Source organism: Actinomycetospora sp. CA-084318, assembly GCF_050955885.1.
Taxonomy (GTDB): Bacteria; Actinomycetota; Actinomycetes; order Mycobacteriales; family Pseudonocardiaceae; genus Actinomycetospora.
In genome coordinates this window covers 1,883,778-1,898,520 of record NZ_CP192098.1, presented here as the reverse complement: position 1 = coordinate 1,898,520, position 14,743 = coordinate 1,883,778, and the positions used below count along the sequence as shown (strand labels likewise).

The following is a 14,743-nucleotide window of genomic DNA, read 5'->3' as shown; positions in this document are numbered from 1 at the left end:
AACTCGGCGGACGGTGTCGGACCCCGTCGCTACGCTGCCGCCGAATCGGACATCAGGGAGCTCTCATGGACGTGGCGATCGAGGTCGCCGGGCTGGTCAAGCGGTACGGCGGCGTCACCGCCCTCGACGGTGTCGATCTCCAGGTCCCGCGCGGCACCGTCCTCGGGCTGCTCGGCCCGAACGGCGCCGGGAAGACGACGATCGTCCGCATCCTCACCACGCTGCTGCAGCCCGACGCCGGGCGGGCGTCGATCGACGGGGTGGACGTGCTCGCCCAGCCGCGCGAGGTGCGGCGGCGCCTGGGGTTGTCCGGCCAGTACGCGGCGGTCGACGAGTACCTCACCGGCTTCGAGAACCTCGACATGATCGGCCGGCTCTACCACCTGGGGCGGCGCCGCAGCCGCGAGCGGGCGCGGGAGTTGCTCGCGCAGTTCAGCCTGTCCGACGCGGGCGACCGGCCGGCCCGCACCTACTCCGGCGGCATGCGCCGGCGGCTCGACCTGGCGGGGGCGCTCGTCGCCGCTCCCCCGGTGCTGTTCCTCGACGAGCCCACCACGGGGCTCGACCCGCGCAGCCGCACCGAGATGTGGGGCGTGATCCAGCGGCTCGTCGCGGAGGGCACCACGCTGCTGCTCACCACGCAGTACCTGGAGGAGGCCGACGTCCTGGCCGACGACATCGTCGTCATCGACCACGGACGCGCGATCGCCCGCGGCACCGCCGACCAGCTCAAGGCCCAGATCGGCGGCGAGCGCCTGGAGCTGACGGTCAGCGACGAGTCCCGGCTCGACGAGGTCGCCCGCCTCGTCACGCCGCTCGGGGTCGCGCCGCCGGTCACCGACGAGCACCGGAGGTCCCTGACGATGCCGGTGTCGGGCGGGGTGAAGGCGCTGCGGCAGGCGCTGGACCTGCTGGAGTCCGAGAGCCTCGACGTCGACGACGCGGGGGTCCGCCGCCCCACCCTCGACGACGTGTTCCTCACCCTGACCGGCTCCACCACCGAGGAGGACGCGACGTGAGCACGCTCGACGTCGTGAACGACGCCGCCGTCGTCGCGAAGCGCAACCTCATCAAGATCAAGCGGGTGCCCGACCTGCTGGTCTTCACCACGCTCTCGCCGATCATGTTCGTGCTGCTGTTCGCCTACGTGTTCGGCGGCGCGATCGACCCGACCGGCGGCGGCGCGGCGTACCGCGAGTTCCTCATCGCGGGGATCTTCGCGCAGACCGTGGTGTTCGGGGCGACCAACACCGGCGCGGGCCTGGCGGAGGACGTGAAGAAGGGCATCATCGACCGGTTCCGCTCGCTGCCGATGGCGCCCTCCGCAGTGCTCACGGGCCGCACGCTGTCCGACGTCGTGAACAACGTGCTGGTGCTGATCGTCATGTCGATCACCGGCCTGCTGGTCGGCTGGCGGATCAACACCGGCCCGCTCGAGGCGCTGTGGGGCTTCGTGCTGCTGCTGGTCTTCGCCTACGCGATCTCGTGGATCATGGCGTGGCTCGGCCTGCTGATCCCGAGCCCCGAGGTCATCAACAACGCCTCGTTCATCGTGATCTTCCCGCTGACGTTCGTGGCGAACACGTTCGTCCCGCTCGACACGCTGCCCGGCCCGCTGCGCGTGTTCGCCGAGTGGAACCCGGTGTCCGCGGTGACCCAGGCGGCGCGGGTACTGTTCGGCAACCCCGACCCGAACCCGGCCGCCACCGTCTCGCAGGCCTGGTCGCTGCAGCACCCGCAGCTGTATACGCTGATCTGGGCCGTGGCGGTCGTCGCGGTGTTCGCCCCGCTCGCGAGCGCCCAGTACCGCCGGGCCGCGAGCCGGTAGCCGTGTCACGGCCGGGAGAGCTCGGCGAACCAGGTGCGGATCGCGGGGAGCGCCGCGATCGCCGTGCCGACGTGGTCCGCGCCGCCCATGTCCTCGACGACGGCGTCGCCACCGCGGACGCGGAGCTGGTCCCGACAGGAGGTGCTGTTCGCGTAGACGACGTCGCGGTCACCATGTCCGGCGTACAGACGGACCGGCACGTCGGGCCTCCACCGGCACACCTCGTTGGCCTCGAGGGCGGCGGCGAACGGCGCGGTCGGGTGCTCGACCAGGGCGAGGGCCGCCGGCGCGAGGAGCTGCTGGGGGGCGGGGAGCGCGGCGGCGATCTGCGTGAAGTCGTGCGTACCGTCGAAGAGGTGCGCGATCTCGTCGGCGGCGGGCACGGCGAACATCTGCCGCGGATCGAGTCCGAGAGGGTAGAGCCGGTCCCAGGCGAGCAGCAGGTACGCCAGGTAGGCCGACGCCCGGTGGGGGTCGACGGCTCGCGGATCGGTGATCGCGGGGAGTTCGGCACCCGCGAGGTCGTACGGACCGGCCATCGGGGCGAGGGCGCGCAGGCGCCACGGGCCGCCCTGCTGCTGCATCGCCTCACCGGTCGCCATCGCCGCCGCGCCGCCCTGCGAGTGCCCGGTGAGCAGCACGTCGTGGGAGAGCGCCACCCCGAGCCCGACGCCGGCGCGCTCGACGGCCGGCAGCAGGTCGAGGGTCGCCGAGGCCTCCGTCGACGCCTGCATGAACGGGTGCGGGCCGGGCGAGGAGCCGAGCCCGAGGTAGTCGGGAGCGGCGACGGCGAACCCCGCCGTCGCGAAGTAGGGCGGGGCGAGCAGTCCGTCTCCGCTCGGACGGGCGGACGGCACGTTCCCGGCGGCGGTCACGGTGGAGTGCTCGTAGACGACCAGCGGGCGCTCGCCGGGCTCGTCGTCCGGCAGGGCGAGCAGCCCACTGGCCACGGTGGGCGTCGCGTCGGCGGCGACGGTGCAGTAGCGGACCTGGTACTCGTCGACCCCGTGGAGCGCGCCGCCGGTGAGATGGGCCCCGGCGAGGGCCTGGGAGAGCTGGGACCGGTCGAGGTGGTGCGTCGGGGCCACGGACAGCAGCCGGCCGCGGTCGCCGGGCGCGCACGGCGCCGGCGGGTCCTTCGGGGCGCACGCCGTGGTCACGCCGAGCAGGACGGCGGCCGCGAGGACCGGCACGAGCAGTCGGGAGGTCATACCGCCGGACGGTGCTCGGGGTCGGATGCCCGCGACCAGCCGGTGGGCCCCCGCCCCGGGTGGGGGCCTGCCCCCATGCGAAGCCCGGGGCCCACCGGCTGGGCCGGTCCCGGCGTCGCCGCGAGGCTCGTCCCATGACCGAGACGACCGTCCTGACCGCACCACACCTCGAGACCACGACACCACGGTGGCTCCGGGAGGCGGGCTACCTGCTGGCCGGCCTGCCCGCGGGCGTCGCAGCGTTCACCGTGGCCGTCATCGGTCTCTCCGCCGGCGTGAGCACGCTGATCATCTGGATCGGCCTGCCGATCCTCGCGCTCACCCTCCGCGCCTGCCGCGGCCTCGCCGTGCTGGAGCGCCGGGCCACCACCACGGCCACCGGTCGGGCGATGCCGCCGCACCACTACCGGACCAGCCCCGACCGCCACCCCGCCCTCCGGGCCCGGCTCACCGACCCGCAGGCCTGGCGCGATCTCCTGCACGCCGTCGTCGGGTTCCCGGTCCTGCTCGGCGGTGCGGTGATCACCCTGTCGTGGGGCCTGGGTGGGCTCGGCGGTCTGGTGTACGTCGCGTGGGAGTGGGCCCTCCCCCGCGACGGCCGCTACCAGGGTCTCTACGAGACCTGGTCACCGGGAACGGTTCCCGGGTCGCCGACATCGTGGCGACGACGGTGCTCGGGGCCCTGCTCCTCGCCACCTTTCCCCTGGTCACCCGGGTGCTCACGGCGGTCCGAGCGGCCCTCGCCCGGGGGCTGCTGACCAACCAGACCGCGGCACTGCGGGCCCGGACCGGGGAACTCGCCACCGCCCGGCGCGCGGCCGTCGACGCCGAGGCGAACACCCTGCGCCGGGTCGAGCGCGATCTGCACGACGGCCCGCAGCAGCGCCTCGTGCGCCTGGACATGGATCTCGAGACCCTCGGTCGACGTCTCGACGACGACCCGGCCCGGGCGCGCGTCCTGCTCGACGAGGCGCTCGCCCAGAACCGGGAGGCTCTCGCCGAGATCCGCGCGCTGTCGCGGGGCATCGCTCCGCCGATCCTCGCCGACCGGGGTCTGGCCGAGGCCATCTCCGCCGCCGCCGCCCGGTGTCCGGTGCCGGTGACCGTCGAGATCGACCTCCCCGCCGCCCCGCGGCCGCCGGCCGCCGTCGAGAACACGGCCTACTTCGTGGTGACCGAGGCGCTCACCAACGTCGCCAAGCACTCGGGAGCGACGCGGGCCGACGTCGTCCTCGCCCGCGACGCCGATCGGCTCGTCGTGCAGGTGGCCGACGACGGCCACGGCGGCGCCCACGTCGGGAAGGGGCACGGGCTCGCGGGCCTCGCCGACCGGCTGGCGGCCGTGGAGGGCAGACTCGACGTGGCGAGCCCGGACGGCGGGCCCACCGTCGTCACCGCGGACGTCCCGCTGGCCGGCGTCGGGCAGCCCGGGGAGGAGCGGTCGCGCTGATGCGGGTGGCCCTGGCCGAGGACTCGGTGCTGTTGCGCGAGGGGCTGGTCCGGCTGCTCGACGAGCTGGGCGCGTCCGTGGTCGCCGCGGTCGGCGACGGGCCCGCCCTGGTCGACGCGGTCGACGCCCACCGGCCCGACGTCGTGGTGGTCGACGTCCGGATGCCCCCGACCTTCACCGACGAGGGTCTGCGCGCCGCCCTGGAGCTCCGGCGACGTCAACCGGGCATCGGGATCCTCGTGCTGTCCCAGTACGTCGAGACCGCCTACGCCCGGGACCTGCTCGACGACGGAGGCGGGGTCGGCTACCTGCTCAAGGACCGGGTCAGCCGCCTGGACGATCTCGCGGACGCCCTCGCCCGGGTGTGTGTCGGCGGCGTCGTGCTGGACCCCGACGTCGTGTCGGCCCTGTTCGCCGAGCGCGACCGTCGTGACCCCCTGGCGGCCCTCACGCCCCGGGAACGCGACGTGCTCGCGGCGATCGCCGAGGGCCGGACGAACTCCGCGATCGCCCGGGACCGCGGGCTCAGCGCCGGCACGGTCGAGAAGCACATCTCGTCGATCTTCGCCAAGCTCGGGCTCGAGGCGTCGTCCGACGACGATCACCGACGCGTGCTGGCCGTCCTCGCCTGGCTCGGCGTCGGGCGCTAGCTCCGCCCCCTCAGCGCTTCACCGCGGAGATGATCCCGGCGACCAGCAGCCCGACGAGCAGGAGCAGGAGCGCGACCGGGCTCAGGACGCCGAGCAGCACGAGCCCGACGATGATCGCGATCTTCGGCCCGACGCCGAGCGCGCCCCAGGCGCCCTTCATCGCGCCGAACAACGGGTTCTTCCCGGCCATCAGGGCATTGCCGGCGCCGAAGATCGCGCCCAGCTTGAGGCCGCCGCCGGACGCCATCTTCTCGAGCTGGTCGGAGAGGTCGTCCACCTTGTCGGCGGCGACGCCCGCGAGGCGGTCGATCACCGCCACCGCCAGCCGCTCACCACAGATGCGGAGTCGTTCGCCGGCGTTCAGCTCCGCGACGGCGGTGGAGACGGTCATGGAATCGGACGCTATCCCTTGGGTGTCCCCGTGGAACATCCGCCGAGTGCCGGTACCTCCACCGCGACCGGCGCAACGCTGTCGGGGTGTCGTGCCAGGGTGTCGGCGTGGGTGAGCGGCCGGACGTCCCCGAGGAGTTCGTCGAGCGGATCGACGCCGTGCTGCGCGCCTGGCAGGGCGTGACGCGGGAGCCCGCGTGGGTCGGCACCCGGTGGAAGGTCCGCGGCGCCACGGTGGCGCACGTCTTCGGCGGCGAGGACGGCCTGTTCCGCATCACCTTCCGCGGCGAGCCGGACGAGGTCGCCGCGTTCGGCCACATGGGTCCGCCGTACTTCACGGTCTCCTGGGGCTCGAACGTGATCGGCCTGCTGCTCGACGAGGACAGCGACTGGGAGGAGCTCGCGGAGCTGCTCCAGGACTCCTACCGCATCCAGGCACCGGCCGCGTGGGCTACCTAGTTGTCTTTCAGGACTTTCCTGTTAGTTTTCCGGCATGAAGACGCTCCTCGACGGCCTGGCCATGGTGGAAGGCGCCCGGTGGCACGACGGCCGCCTGTGGTTCGCGCACTGGGGTGTCGGCGAGGTGATCGCCGTGGACCTCGACGGGAAGGCCGAGGTGGTCGCGCCCGGCCCGGAACAGATGGGCTGGGCCTTCGACTGGCTGCCCGACGGGCGCCGCGTCACCACCGGGGACGCCGTCCGCATCGACGGCGAGGTCCTGCGCGAGGGCGGGGTCAACGAGGTCGTCGTCGACCCGCGCGGGCACATCTTCGTCAACGGGATCGACGGCGGGTTCTCGTTCACCGAGCCCGGGTGGATCGACGTCCTGTCCCCCGACGGCTCGTCGCGCCGGGTCGCCGACGACATCCGCTTCCCGAACGGGATGGTCGTGACGCCCGACGGGTCGACGCTGGTGATCGCGGAGTCCGTCGGTGGATGCCTCACCGCCTTCGACCTGCACGATGACGGCTCGTTGTCCGGCCGCCGGGCGTGGGCCGACGGGCTGGGGCCGGACGGCATCGCGATCGACGCCGACGGCGGCATCTGGACCCAGACCGCCGACACCTTCGCCCACAGCGGCGACCCGTCCGCCCCGGCCGGCGCGGTGGTCCGCGTGCTCGACGGCGGCGAGATCACGCACCGCATCGAGACGCCCATGCCGTGCTTCGCCTGCACCGTGGGCGGCGGGAAGCTGTTCCTGCTCTGCAACGAGTGGGAGGGCATCGAGAAGGCTGCCGAGGTCCTGGCCCGGCGGACCTCGCGGGTCTTCGTCGTCGATCTCGACGACGTCCCCCGGGTCTGAATCCTCCGAAAGCGCCCCGGGCGTCGGGTCCCGGCGGCTAGCGTGGTCGGTCGTGACCGACCCTGTGCCGCCCGGGCTGTACTCGCAGCCCCCGCAGGGCCCGCCGCCGTGGTTGCCCGAGCGCCCGCTCCAGGCCGCCGATCCGACCGTCCTCACCTCCGGCCAGGTCGTCCCCCGCCAGTCCATGCCCGTCGCCGCGGCGGGCGACTCGTTCTCGGTCGACCTCGCCCAGGCACCTCGGGTGCTCGAGGAGCTCTATGCCGCACGTGACGAATTGCAGCGGGTCCGCATGGACGCGCTGCGGCTCGGGCAGATTGATCCCGGCACGGGAGACGAGGTCAGTCGAGACGCCGCAACCGTCTTCGGGAGCATCGCAACCGGCGGCCGCGGGTCTTTGGTCGAGGCGATCAACGGTGGGATAGCGAAGATGGGTGAGCTCATCAGCGCCCTCGAGGCAGAGCTTGCCTCGTACCGGTCCGCTGAGCAGGAGAATCGTGGGAGCCTGGCATAGTGCGGTTCTGCTGTCGGTCCTGGTCGGATTAGCTGGCTGCAGCTCTGAACCAGGGCCCTCCCGCACCTCGCAACCGACGGTCGAACGAAACGGCGCGCCTACGGTCGATCGACCCCTCGATGTCACTGGTATCTACGGGGACCCATGCAGCCAGCTGACGCGGGATGAACGTCGCACTCTCGCCATCGTCCGTGAGGGATCGTCGCGAAGTTTTCTCGGGGACAGCGAATGCCGGTGGACCTCACAAGGTGGCGACATCCTCGCGCTCTCCGTCGATCGGAATCGAGACCTGCTGGCCGACACCTACCGCGCTCGCGCGCTTCCCGTTTTCCTCCCCGTGATCGTGGCCGGCTATCCCGCAGTGCGAGAGATGACCAAGATCGAGGACAACAACTGCGTCGTCACCATCGGCCTCGGACCCGAGCAGGCCCTACGAGCCGACTGGACGGGGCTCGGGACGTACAAGCCGGGCGATCCCGACCCGTGCGAGCGCGCCGAGACCGCCGCCGCCATGGTGATCCGCAAGCTGCCGCCCCAGCGCTGAGCACCACGGCCGACCACGCTATCCGCCACCTGCCACAGCAATGAAGATCCCAACCAGCCGAGCGATGTGCTCGCTCACCGATCACATCGCGCGGCGCAACTTGATCTTGAACCCAACGCGGCCACCTCGGCCCGGCGCCACCGCGATGGTCGAACCGAGTCCACTGGACACGGCGAGACGGGCCCGAACCCGCCCGGAAGCCCGAGCCGCTCGAAGATCCCGATCCGTCGACGCAACGGGATCTTCAGCCAGGCGGGACTCACCCGGCGAGGTCGGTCGTCCGTCATCGTGAACCACGTGCCCCACACCCTCACCCGAGCTCGCCAGCAGACGGAGATGGGCGAAGGCCTCGCCGTCGGGTGCCTCGTCGTGGGCGTCACCGGACTCGACCCGGCCACCGCCGACGACGCGCTCCGAACCGCCCTCGAGACCTGGCCCTGGGCGACCCGCTACCCCGCCCTCCGCCGGAATCCCGCCGTTCACGACACCATGCGCACGAGCCCCGGCCGCCGCGCCCTCACGATCGCGCAGTGGGTCTTCTCCCGTGGACTCGCCGTGCCGCAACTGCGCGACGACGAGTGGGACCTGCCGAACGCCTGCGTCCGGCTCGAGGAGGCGACGGCCGTCCCGGCCCGGCGGTGGCTCGACCTGACGCGAGCCTTCCTCGAGCGCCTTCCCGACGACGCGATCTGGCGCGCACCCGGGACCGATGAGCCCTGATCAGGGTCGGACGGTGTCCGCCGGGTCGTCGAACACGAACGAGTCGACGCGACGGAACGCCCGCTGCACCAGGCCTGAGCCCCACAACGCGGCGCCGAGCAGCACGAGAGCCGCACCCGCGAGAGCACCGAGCACACTCACCACACCCAGCGGCGGCACGACCCGGGCGTCGGGCAGGTTCGGCGGCGACACGGTGCTCACGACCACCCGCGACGGTCCCGTCCCGACCGTCTCCGCGGCGGTGATCGCCGCCGACAGCGCCCGGTCGACCACCCCGTCCGCCGTCGCGGCCTCCGCCGGCGTCGCCGCCCGGACCGCGATCGAGAGCACCGTCGTGTCGGGCACCGGCGTCACGCGCACGACCTGCTGCAACGCCCCGACCGTCGTGCCCAACTCCGCGGCGGCCGGCGCGAGCACCGTGTTGTCGGTGGCCAGTTGGGCGTAGGTGTCCATGCGCGTCGCGATGTACTGGTCCTCGGTCGAGGCCGCGTCGGCGGACGGGAGCCCCAACGGACCGTCGGAGACCAGCACCTGCGACGTCGAACTCACCGGCGTGTGGTCCATGTGCAGGTCGGCGAACAGCCCGACCGCGGCACCGACCACCAGCCCCACCACGACGATCCATCGGGCTCCGCGGACGCTCCGCGCCACACCCGGTCGTTGACTCATGCCAACGATTCTCCGCGTCGTCGGTAGCCGTTCCGTGAGACGCGAGCTGTGGATCCGCTGAAGATCGACGGAGGACACCCGCAGTCGTCGCGACCCTCTCAGGGACGGGCGCGACCGTGGCGGACATGTCCCGCCGCACCGGTGTCTCCCTGCTCGAGGGGTGGCTGCCGATCACGATCCAGGCCCTCGCGGCCGTGCTGCTCGTGCTCGTCGCGCTGTGGCTGGTGCGTCGGGCCCGCTCGCGACGGGTCGTCGTGACGGTCGGCGTCGCCGTGCTGGCGGCCGCCGTCGCGGTCGTCGGGACGTGGTGGTCGCTCCGGGACCAGGACCTGCAGGCCGATCCGCCGCCGGTCGGCCTCTGGGTCTGGGCGGGCGTCGTCGCCGTGGCGCTGGTCCTGCTCGTCGCCGGCATCGTCCGGAGAGGGTGGTGGCGTCGCGGTGCCGCCCTCGTGGCTCTCCTGCTCGCCGTCGTGTCCGTCGGCGTCCAGGCGAACGAGTGGGTCGGCTACTTCCCCACGGTCGCCGAGGCGTACGCCCAGCTCACCGCGGCCCCTCTTCCCGACGAGGCCCCTCCCGGGTCCCTCGACGCGATGCGCGCGACCCCACGGACCACCGGCGTCGTCGTGCCGATCACCACCCCGGACGACGTCAGCCACTTCGCCCACCGCACCGAGTACGTCTACCTGCCGCCCGCGTGGTTCGGCCTCCACCCGGCGACGCTGCCGGCACTGATGATGATCGGCGGCGAGTTCGCCACGCCCAGCGACTGGATCCGCACGGGCGACGCGGTCACCACCGCCGACGCCTTCGCCCGGACCCACGGCGGGCTCGCGCCGATCCTCGTGTTCGCCGACTCGACCGGGTCGTTCCGCAACGACAGCGAGTGCGTCGACGGGCCGCGCGGGAACGCGGCCACGCACCTCGTCGACGAACTGCGCCCCTACGTCGTCAGCCACTTCGGGGCGGGCGCGTCGCCGGCGCAGTGGGGCGTCGTCGGCTGGTCCACCGGCGGGACCTGCGCGGTCGACCTCGGGGTCACCCGCCCCGACGCCTTCAGCGCGTTCGAGGACATCCAGGGCGACCTCGCCCCCAACGCCGGCGGCGCCCAGCAGACCCTCACCGAGCTCTACGGCGGGAACGCCGCCGCGATGGCCGCGTTCGATCCGACGACCGTGCTCGCCCACCACGCGCCCTACGCGGACTCCGCCGGGTGGTTCGCGGACAACCCGTCGACCAGGCTCGCCACGAAGCCGGGGCGCCACCCGGCCACCGCGGACGATCCGCGCGCGGGCATGGGCGGGCACAGCGACCCGGCTCCCGCCGCGATGCAGGGACAACAGGCGACGGAGGCCCAGACGCTGTGCGCCGAGGCGACCGCGCGCGGCATCACCTGCAGCGTCCACATCAGCCCGGGCAAACACACCTGGCAGTTCGCGCACGCGGCCTTCGCCGCCGCCCTGCCGTGGCTCGCCCAGCGCCTCGGACTGCCGCCCGCGGTGGGTGCTCCTACGGTGCGATCATGAGCCGACCGGAACCGACCGACCCGCCCGTGCTCGGGCGTCGTCCCCTCCTGCAGGGCTGCCTCGCGTGCGGCGCGGCCGTCGTCGGGCTCGGGGCGCTCTCGGCGTGCGGTGGCCCCCAGACGACGCCCACCGTCCCGGCGCCCGGCCCGCTCGCCACGCTGGACCAGGTGCCCGTCGGCGGCACCGTCGTGGTGACGAGCCCCAACGGCGCACCGGTCGCCCTGGTCCGGCCGAACGCCGGCACCGTGGTCGCGCACAGCGCGATCTGCACACACCAGGGCTGCAGCGTCTCCCCCGCCGGGGCAACGCTGGCCTGCCCCTGTCACGGGTCGGTGTTCGACGCCGCGACCGGAGCCGTGCAGCAGGGGCCGGCGGACCGGCCCCTGCCCGCGATCCCGGTGCAGATCCAGGGGCAGTCCGTCGTCGTGACCTAGACGGTCAGTTCTTCTTCGTGAGCGCCACGAGCTTCGTCGAGCCGCTGCCCGAGCTCGTGCTGCCCGATGACGAGCTCCTGCTGCCGGACGATGACTCCTTGCTCGACAACGAGTCCTTGCCCGAGGACGACGAGCTCTTCGTGCTGGCGGACTCCGCGCTCGAGGAGTTCTTGACCGAGGAACCCTTGTTCGACAACGACCCGGTGTTGTTCGACGCCTTCTGCACCGTCGAGGACGAGGACTTCTTCGGCGGCGCGGTCGGCAGGTCGAGCGTCACGTCGATCTTGTTCGGCGCGTAGGTGAACGAGTAGTACTTCCCGCTCACACAGAACGTCCGACCGTTCTGGTTCGCGGCATAGGCGTTCCCGCCGCCACAGCTCACCGACGCCGGCGCCCCGTTCTGCGCACTCGACGCCGTCGCCGTGGCGTTCTTCCCCGCCCACGCCACCGACCTGTCGTGATCGGTCGCCGTCGCCCGCGCGAACGAATTGTCCCCGGCTGCCGTCGCTTTCGCGGTGCTGCCGTTCGAGGCCGCCGACCCCGCCGTCGAGTTCGACCCCTTCGCCGTCGAGGTCGCCGTCGAATCCGTCGACGCCGCCGCCGCGGCCGCCGACGACGAGCCCGACGCCGTGGACGTCGCCTTCGAGTCGTCGGCCGCCATCGCGGACGCCAGCGCTGCGTCGCCCGACGAGGTGGCCGTGGCCGTCGAGCCGCGCACGGCGGACGTCGCGGCGGACCCGGTGCCGCTCACGACCCGCGACGTCGCCGTCGACGCCTCGTCCAGCGGGCCACCTCCGCTCGCTGCGCTCGTCGCTGGGCCACCTCCGATCGTGGTCGCGGTGGCCGACGACCGAGGAATCCCGGTGCCGTCGGACGACGAGGAGGACGAAGCCCTCGTCTGCGGGGCCTCGCCGTTCGCGCCCTGCCCGAGCGGGCCCGCCACCGCCTCGCCCCGACCGTCGGGGCCGGTGGACTCCGCGGTGACACTGCGGTCCGGCGCGGTGTAGCCCGCACCGGCGATCGTGCCGCCGACGGACACGGAGGCGGACTGGGCGAATCCCGGACCGGCGTAGGCGTACCCCCCGGCCTGCCTCGTCCCGTCACCGATCGCGGTGCTCCTCGAACCGGGGATGTCGACACAGGAGGCCCGCTCAGGGGTGGCGGTACACGACTCCCCCATCGCGGACAGCGGACTTCCCATCGTCGCCGTCACGGCCAGCGCGAACGCGCCCAGCCCCATCACAGTCCGGCGTCGGGCCGGATTCCAGGCAGCCATCGGTCGTCCCCCAGCGGATCGTCGTCATCGAACGGCTCGAGACGTCCCCGCACGACCTCGGCGCTCGGAGTGTGGCGGACGAGGATCGACGCCGACCTAGGTGAATCACCCAGGATCCGGGTCAGAGCGACGGCGGCGCCAGCTCGTACCGCTCGGACAGCCAGTCGACGATCTGCCGGGCCGCGAGTTCGTTGCCGGTGGGCTCGTCGGGACCGATCGCCCCGCCGAAGTGGGTGCCGCGCACGCTCGTGTGCGTCAGGTCGGACGCCCCGAGCGCGGCCACCATGCGCTGCGAGTCCGCCGGGAACGCGGCCTGGTCGCCGGTGAGCTCGACGAACAGCGTCGGTACCTGCACGCCCGGCGCGCACCGCACGAAGTCGGCGTTCGACGACAACCCAGACCAGGTCGAGAGCCACGCCTCCGGCGTCGTGAGTCGGCAGAAGCCGACCTGCCCGTAGTTGATGAGGTCGGGCCGAGAACCGAACAGCGACCCGTACGGCCGGTCGCTCGGGTCCAGCGACAGGTCCACGCACCGCGGGTCGGCGTCGGTGCGGAACACCGTGATGATCTCCGGCGCCAGCGCGCGTCGACGGTCCGCGGGTGCACCGGTGCGCTTGTGCACAGCGCGCGCCTCGGCGGCCCGGGCGAGCGCCGCGTGGGCCCGCGCGTCGATCCGGGCGACCCGGTCGCGCTGCGCCGCCCGGAACCGCTCGAGGAACTCGGGCGGGTACGACGAGCTGGTCGGCGGCTCCGCGAAGCCGTTGCGCGGGTCGAACGGGTCGAGGTCCGGCACCGCCGCGAGCGGGTCGGTCTCGTCGGCGACCGACGGGTCGATGCATCCGAGCAGCAGCCGCCCCTGCCCCGGGTGCGGGGCGAGGAACACCGCCGCGTCCACCGGCGGCAGGAGAGCATCACCCAGCTTCGTCGGGCGCCCGCCCGGCGTCGTCGCGATGCGCTGCGACGGGTCCAGTCCCGCCTGCTCGGCGTAGAACGCGAAGAGCGTCCCGCCCCCGGAGTGCCCGAGGGTCACGACCGACTCGAAGCCACGGTCCCGCAGGAACGCGAGACCCGCCGCGACGTCGAGCAGCGCCTGCTCGTGCACGAGCGTCAGGTCGTTGTTCACCGACCGCGTGTGCTGGGTCCACACCGCCGCCCCGGCCTGCAGCAGTGGCGGCACGAGCGGGTGGTGGGTGACGTCCTGCCGCGGGTGCATCAGGACCACGACGGTCCGCGCGCCGGGCACCGTGGCGAGCACCCCGCGGACGGAGGCCCCGTCCGCCGTCGTCAACTCGTGGACGCTCGTCGTCGTGACCGCAGGGCGTTCATCGGCGGCGACGTAGCGCCCCGCGCCGAGCCGGGTGGGCGCACTCATGTCGGGTCGACCTGCAGGGCGTTCTTGTCGTGCTGCACGATCCGCCCGCCGGCCACACCCGCGATGCAGCTGTACCAGACCGCGTGCCGGCAGCCTGTTGCGCGACGATCGATGACGATCGGGCCGTCGGCGGTGATCTCGAAGTACGGCCCGATCTTCCCGACCGCCGCGCCGGACTCGGCCGCCACCTTCGCCACCGTCGTGTTCTCGGGGACGTCGAGGACGTAGAGCGCGGTCATACCTGCGCCGCTTCCCAGTCGGCCGCCCGCTCGACGATCAGCTCCGCCTTGCGGGCGAGGAGCTTCCCGAACGACGGGTCCGGCTCGGCCACCACGTCGAGGAGCGCGTCGATCGTCAGGTTGGCGTCGAGGTCCTCCTGCGGCGTCACCGGACGCATCGCGCGGGTGAACTCGACCATGTAGCCGTTGGGGTCGTGCGTGTAGATCGACTCGATCGTCTCGTGCTGGATCTGCATCTCCACCGGCCACGCCGAGTCGTCGAGCCGGCGCCGGTACTCCAGCAGGTCGGCCTCGTCGTCGACGTGGATGGCGAGGTGGCGCGAGCGCACGAAGAACTCCGGTACCTCCGGCCCGAAGCCGGCGTAGACGTCGCCGCGCTCCTGCGCGTGCTGCGGGGAGAGCCCGAAGTAGTAGAAGAAGGCGATGCGGTCGTCGTTGCCGATGTCGAAGAAGAAGTGGATGAAGTCCGGGTGGTTCTCCGGGCCCCAGCCCGCGGCGCAGATCGAGTGCACCACCGGGAAGCCGAGGACGTCGCGGTAGAAGCGGACGGTCCCAGCGGGATCGAACGTCGGGAACGCCGCGTGGTCGACACCGCGGACCTTGTGCTCCAGTGCCATGCCCTC

20 protein-coding genes are annotated in these 14,743 nt (G+C 72.8%); 13 read left to right on the top strand and 7 right to left on the bottom strand.

Translation table 11 applies throughout. The annotated features are described in order from the left end of the window. Nucleotides 1-65 precede the first annotated feature (65 nt). The gene (locus ACQPYX_RS09335; RefSeq protein WP_433802622.1) at nt 66-1,019 is read left to right on the top strand and encodes an ATP-binding cassette domain-containing protein; all 954 of its coding nucleotides are present in this window, start codon (nt 66-68) and stop codon (nt 1,017-1,019) included. Then, complete coding sequence (locus tag ACQPYX_RS09330) at nt 1,016-1,828, top strand: ABC transporter permease (RefSeq protein ID WP_433802621.1); 813 nt, start codon at nt 1,016-1,018, stop codon at nt 1,826-1,828. The genes ACQPYX_RS09335 and ACQPYX_RS09330 overlap by 4 nt, the downstream gene beginning before the upstream one ends. A 5-nt stretch (nt 1,829-1,833) precedes the next feature. Here the strand turns inward: ACQPYX_RS09330 and ACQPYX_RS09325 are convergent, their stop codons facing one another. Next, the gene (locus ACQPYX_RS09325) at nt 1,834-3,039 is read right to left on the bottom strand and encodes an alpha/beta hydrolase family protein (protein WP_433802620.1); all 1,206 of its coding nucleotides are present in this window, start codon (nt 3,037-3,039) and stop codon (nt 1,834-1,836) included. Nucleotides 3,040-3,173: 134 nt separating this feature from the next. On the opposite strand from ACQPYX_RS09325, the gene ACQPYX_RS09320 reads away from it, so the two are divergent. Genes ACQPYX_RS09320 through ACQPYX_RS09310 form a run of 3 tightly spaced genes read left to right on the top strand, consistent with a single transcriptional unit; the run spans nt 3,174 to nt 5,139 of the window. After that, on the top strand, nt 3,174-3,797 hold the full coding sequence (locus ACQPYX_RS09320; RefSeq protein WP_433802619.1) for a sensor domain-containing protein: 624 nt from the start codon (nt 3,174-3,176) through the stop codon (nt 3,795-3,797). After that, on the top strand, nt 3,698-4,489 hold the full coding sequence (locus ACQPYX_RS09315) for a sensor histidine kinase (protein WP_433802618.1): 792 nt from the start codon (nt 3,698-3,700) through the stop codon (nt 4,487-4,489). The genes ACQPYX_RS09320 and ACQPYX_RS09315 overlap by 100 nt, the downstream gene beginning before the upstream one ends. Beyond that, entirely contained in the window at nt 4,489-5,139 is a 651-nt protein-coding gene (locus ACQPYX_RS09310; RefSeq protein ID WP_433802617.1) for a response regulator, read from the top strand. The genes ACQPYX_RS09315 and ACQPYX_RS09310 overlap by 1 nt, the downstream gene beginning before the upstream one ends. A 10-nt stretch (nt 5,140-5,149) precedes the next feature. On the opposite strand, the gene ACQPYX_RS09305 is transcribed toward ACQPYX_RS09310, so the two are convergent. Continuing rightward, nucleotides 5,150-5,530: a hypothetical protein gene (locus ACQPYX_RS09305; protein WP_433802616.1), complete on the bottom strand. Its 381-nt coding sequence runs from the start codon at nt 5,528-5,530 to the stop codon at nt 5,150-5,152. A gap of 107 nt (nt 5,531-5,637) precedes the next feature. On the opposite strand from ACQPYX_RS09305, the gene ACQPYX_RS09300 reads away from it, so the two are divergent. The 5 genes from ACQPYX_RS09300 to ACQPYX_RS09280 all read left to right on the top strand — a co-directional run bounded on the left by ACQPYX_RS09300 (nt 5,638) and on the right by ACQPYX_RS09280 (nt 8,607). Continuing rightward, nucleotides 5,638-5,988, top strand: a complete 351-nt coding sequence (locus ACQPYX_RS09300) for an MmcQ/YjbR family DNA-binding protein (RefSeq protein ID WP_433802615.1) — start codon at nt 5,638-5,640, stop codon at nt 5,986-5,988. A gap of 34 nt (nt 5,989-6,022) precedes the next feature. Beyond that, the gene (locus tag ACQPYX_RS09295) at nt 6,023-6,832 is read left to right on the top strand and encodes an SMP-30/gluconolactonase/LRE family protein (RefSeq protein ID WP_433802614.1); all 810 of its coding nucleotides are present in this window, start codon (nt 6,023-6,025) and stop codon (nt 6,830-6,832) included. A gap of 52 nt (nt 6,833-6,884) precedes the next feature. Next, entirely contained in the window at nt 6,885-7,343 is a 459-nt protein-coding gene (locus ACQPYX_RS09290) for a hypothetical protein (protein ID WP_433802613.1), read from the top strand. Next, nucleotides 7,264-7,887 (top strand): DUF3558 domain-containing protein, encoded by a 624-nt coding sequence (locus tag ACQPYX_RS09285; RefSeq protein ID WP_433802612.1) that lies wholly within the window; start codon nt 7,264-7,266, stop codon nt 7,885-7,887. The genes ACQPYX_RS09290 and ACQPYX_RS09285 overlap by 80 nt, the downstream gene beginning before the upstream one ends. Nucleotides 7,888-8,184: 297 nt before the next feature. Then, nucleotides 8,185-8,607 carry a hypothetical protein gene (locus tag ACQPYX_RS09280; protein ID WP_433802611.1) on the top strand — a complete coding sequence of 141 codons (423 nt, stop codon included), beginning with the start codon at nt 8,185-8,187 and terminating at the stop codon, nt 8,605-8,607. On the opposite strand, the gene ACQPYX_RS09275 is transcribed toward ACQPYX_RS09280, so the two are convergent. Next, nucleotides 8,608-9,276, bottom strand: a complete 669-nt coding sequence (locus ACQPYX_RS09275) for a hypothetical protein (protein ID WP_433802610.1) — start codon at nt 9,274-9,276, stop codon at nt 8,608-8,610. A 125-nt stretch (nt 9,277-9,401) separates the two neighbouring features. On the opposite strand from ACQPYX_RS09275, the gene ACQPYX_RS09270 reads away from it, so the two are divergent. Both ACQPYX_RS09270 and ACQPYX_RS09265 read left to right on the top strand, forming a co-directional pair. Then, on the top strand, nt 9,402-10,799 hold the full coding sequence (locus ACQPYX_RS09270; protein ID WP_433802609.1) for an alpha/beta hydrolase: 1,398 nt from the start codon (nt 9,402-9,404) through the stop codon (nt 10,797-10,799). Beyond that, entirely contained in the window at nt 10,796-11,233 is a 438-nt protein-coding gene (locus ACQPYX_RS09265) for a Rieske 2Fe-2S domain-containing protein (protein WP_433802608.1), read from the top strand. Before ACQPYX_RS09270 ends, ACQPYX_RS09265 begins: the two co-directional genes overlap by 4 nt. 4 nt (nt 11,234-11,237) lie before the next feature. On the opposite strand, the gene ACQPYX_RS09260 is transcribed toward ACQPYX_RS09265, so the two are convergent. Next, nucleotides 11,238-11,681, bottom strand: a complete 444-nt coding sequence (locus tag ACQPYX_RS09260; RefSeq protein ID WP_433802607.1) for a hypothetical protein — start codon at nt 11,679-11,681, stop codon at nt 11,238-11,240. 67 nt (nt 11,682-11,748) lie between these two features. On the opposite strand from ACQPYX_RS09260, the gene ACQPYX_RS09255 reads away from it, so the two are divergent. Further along, nucleotides 11,749-12,240: a hypothetical protein gene (locus ACQPYX_RS09255; RefSeq protein WP_433802606.1), complete on the top strand. Its 492-nt coding sequence runs from the start codon at nt 11,749-11,751 to the stop codon at nt 12,238-12,240. A 390-nt stretch (nt 12,241-12,630) separates the two neighbouring features. Here ACQPYX_RS09255 and ACQPYX_RS09250 read toward each other — a convergent pair whose 3' ends face one another. The 3 genes from ACQPYX_RS09250 to ACQPYX_RS09240 are packed head-to-tail and all read right to left on the bottom strand — an operon-like array spanning nt 12,631 to nt 14,737. Continuing rightward, nucleotides 12,631-13,881 carry an alpha/beta hydrolase gene (locus ACQPYX_RS09250; RefSeq protein ID WP_433802605.1) on the bottom strand — a complete coding sequence of 417 codons (1,251 nt, stop codon included), beginning with the start codon at nt 13,879-13,881 and terminating at the stop codon, nt 12,631-12,633. After that, the gene (locus ACQPYX_RS09245) at nt 13,878-14,120 is read right to left on the bottom strand and encodes a hypothetical protein (RefSeq protein ID WP_433802604.1); all 243 of its coding nucleotides are present in this window, start codon (nt 14,118-14,120) and stop codon (nt 13,878-13,880) included. The genes ACQPYX_RS09250 and ACQPYX_RS09245 overlap by 4 nt, the downstream gene beginning before the upstream one ends. Then, a complete protein-coding gene (locus ACQPYX_RS09240) occupies nt 14,117-14,737 on the bottom strand; it encodes a VOC family protein (RefSeq protein WP_433802603.1) in 621 nt (206 codons plus the stop codon). The genes ACQPYX_RS09245 and ACQPYX_RS09240 overlap by 4 nt, the downstream gene beginning before the upstream one ends. Nucleotides 14,738-14,743: the final 6 nt, after the last annotated feature.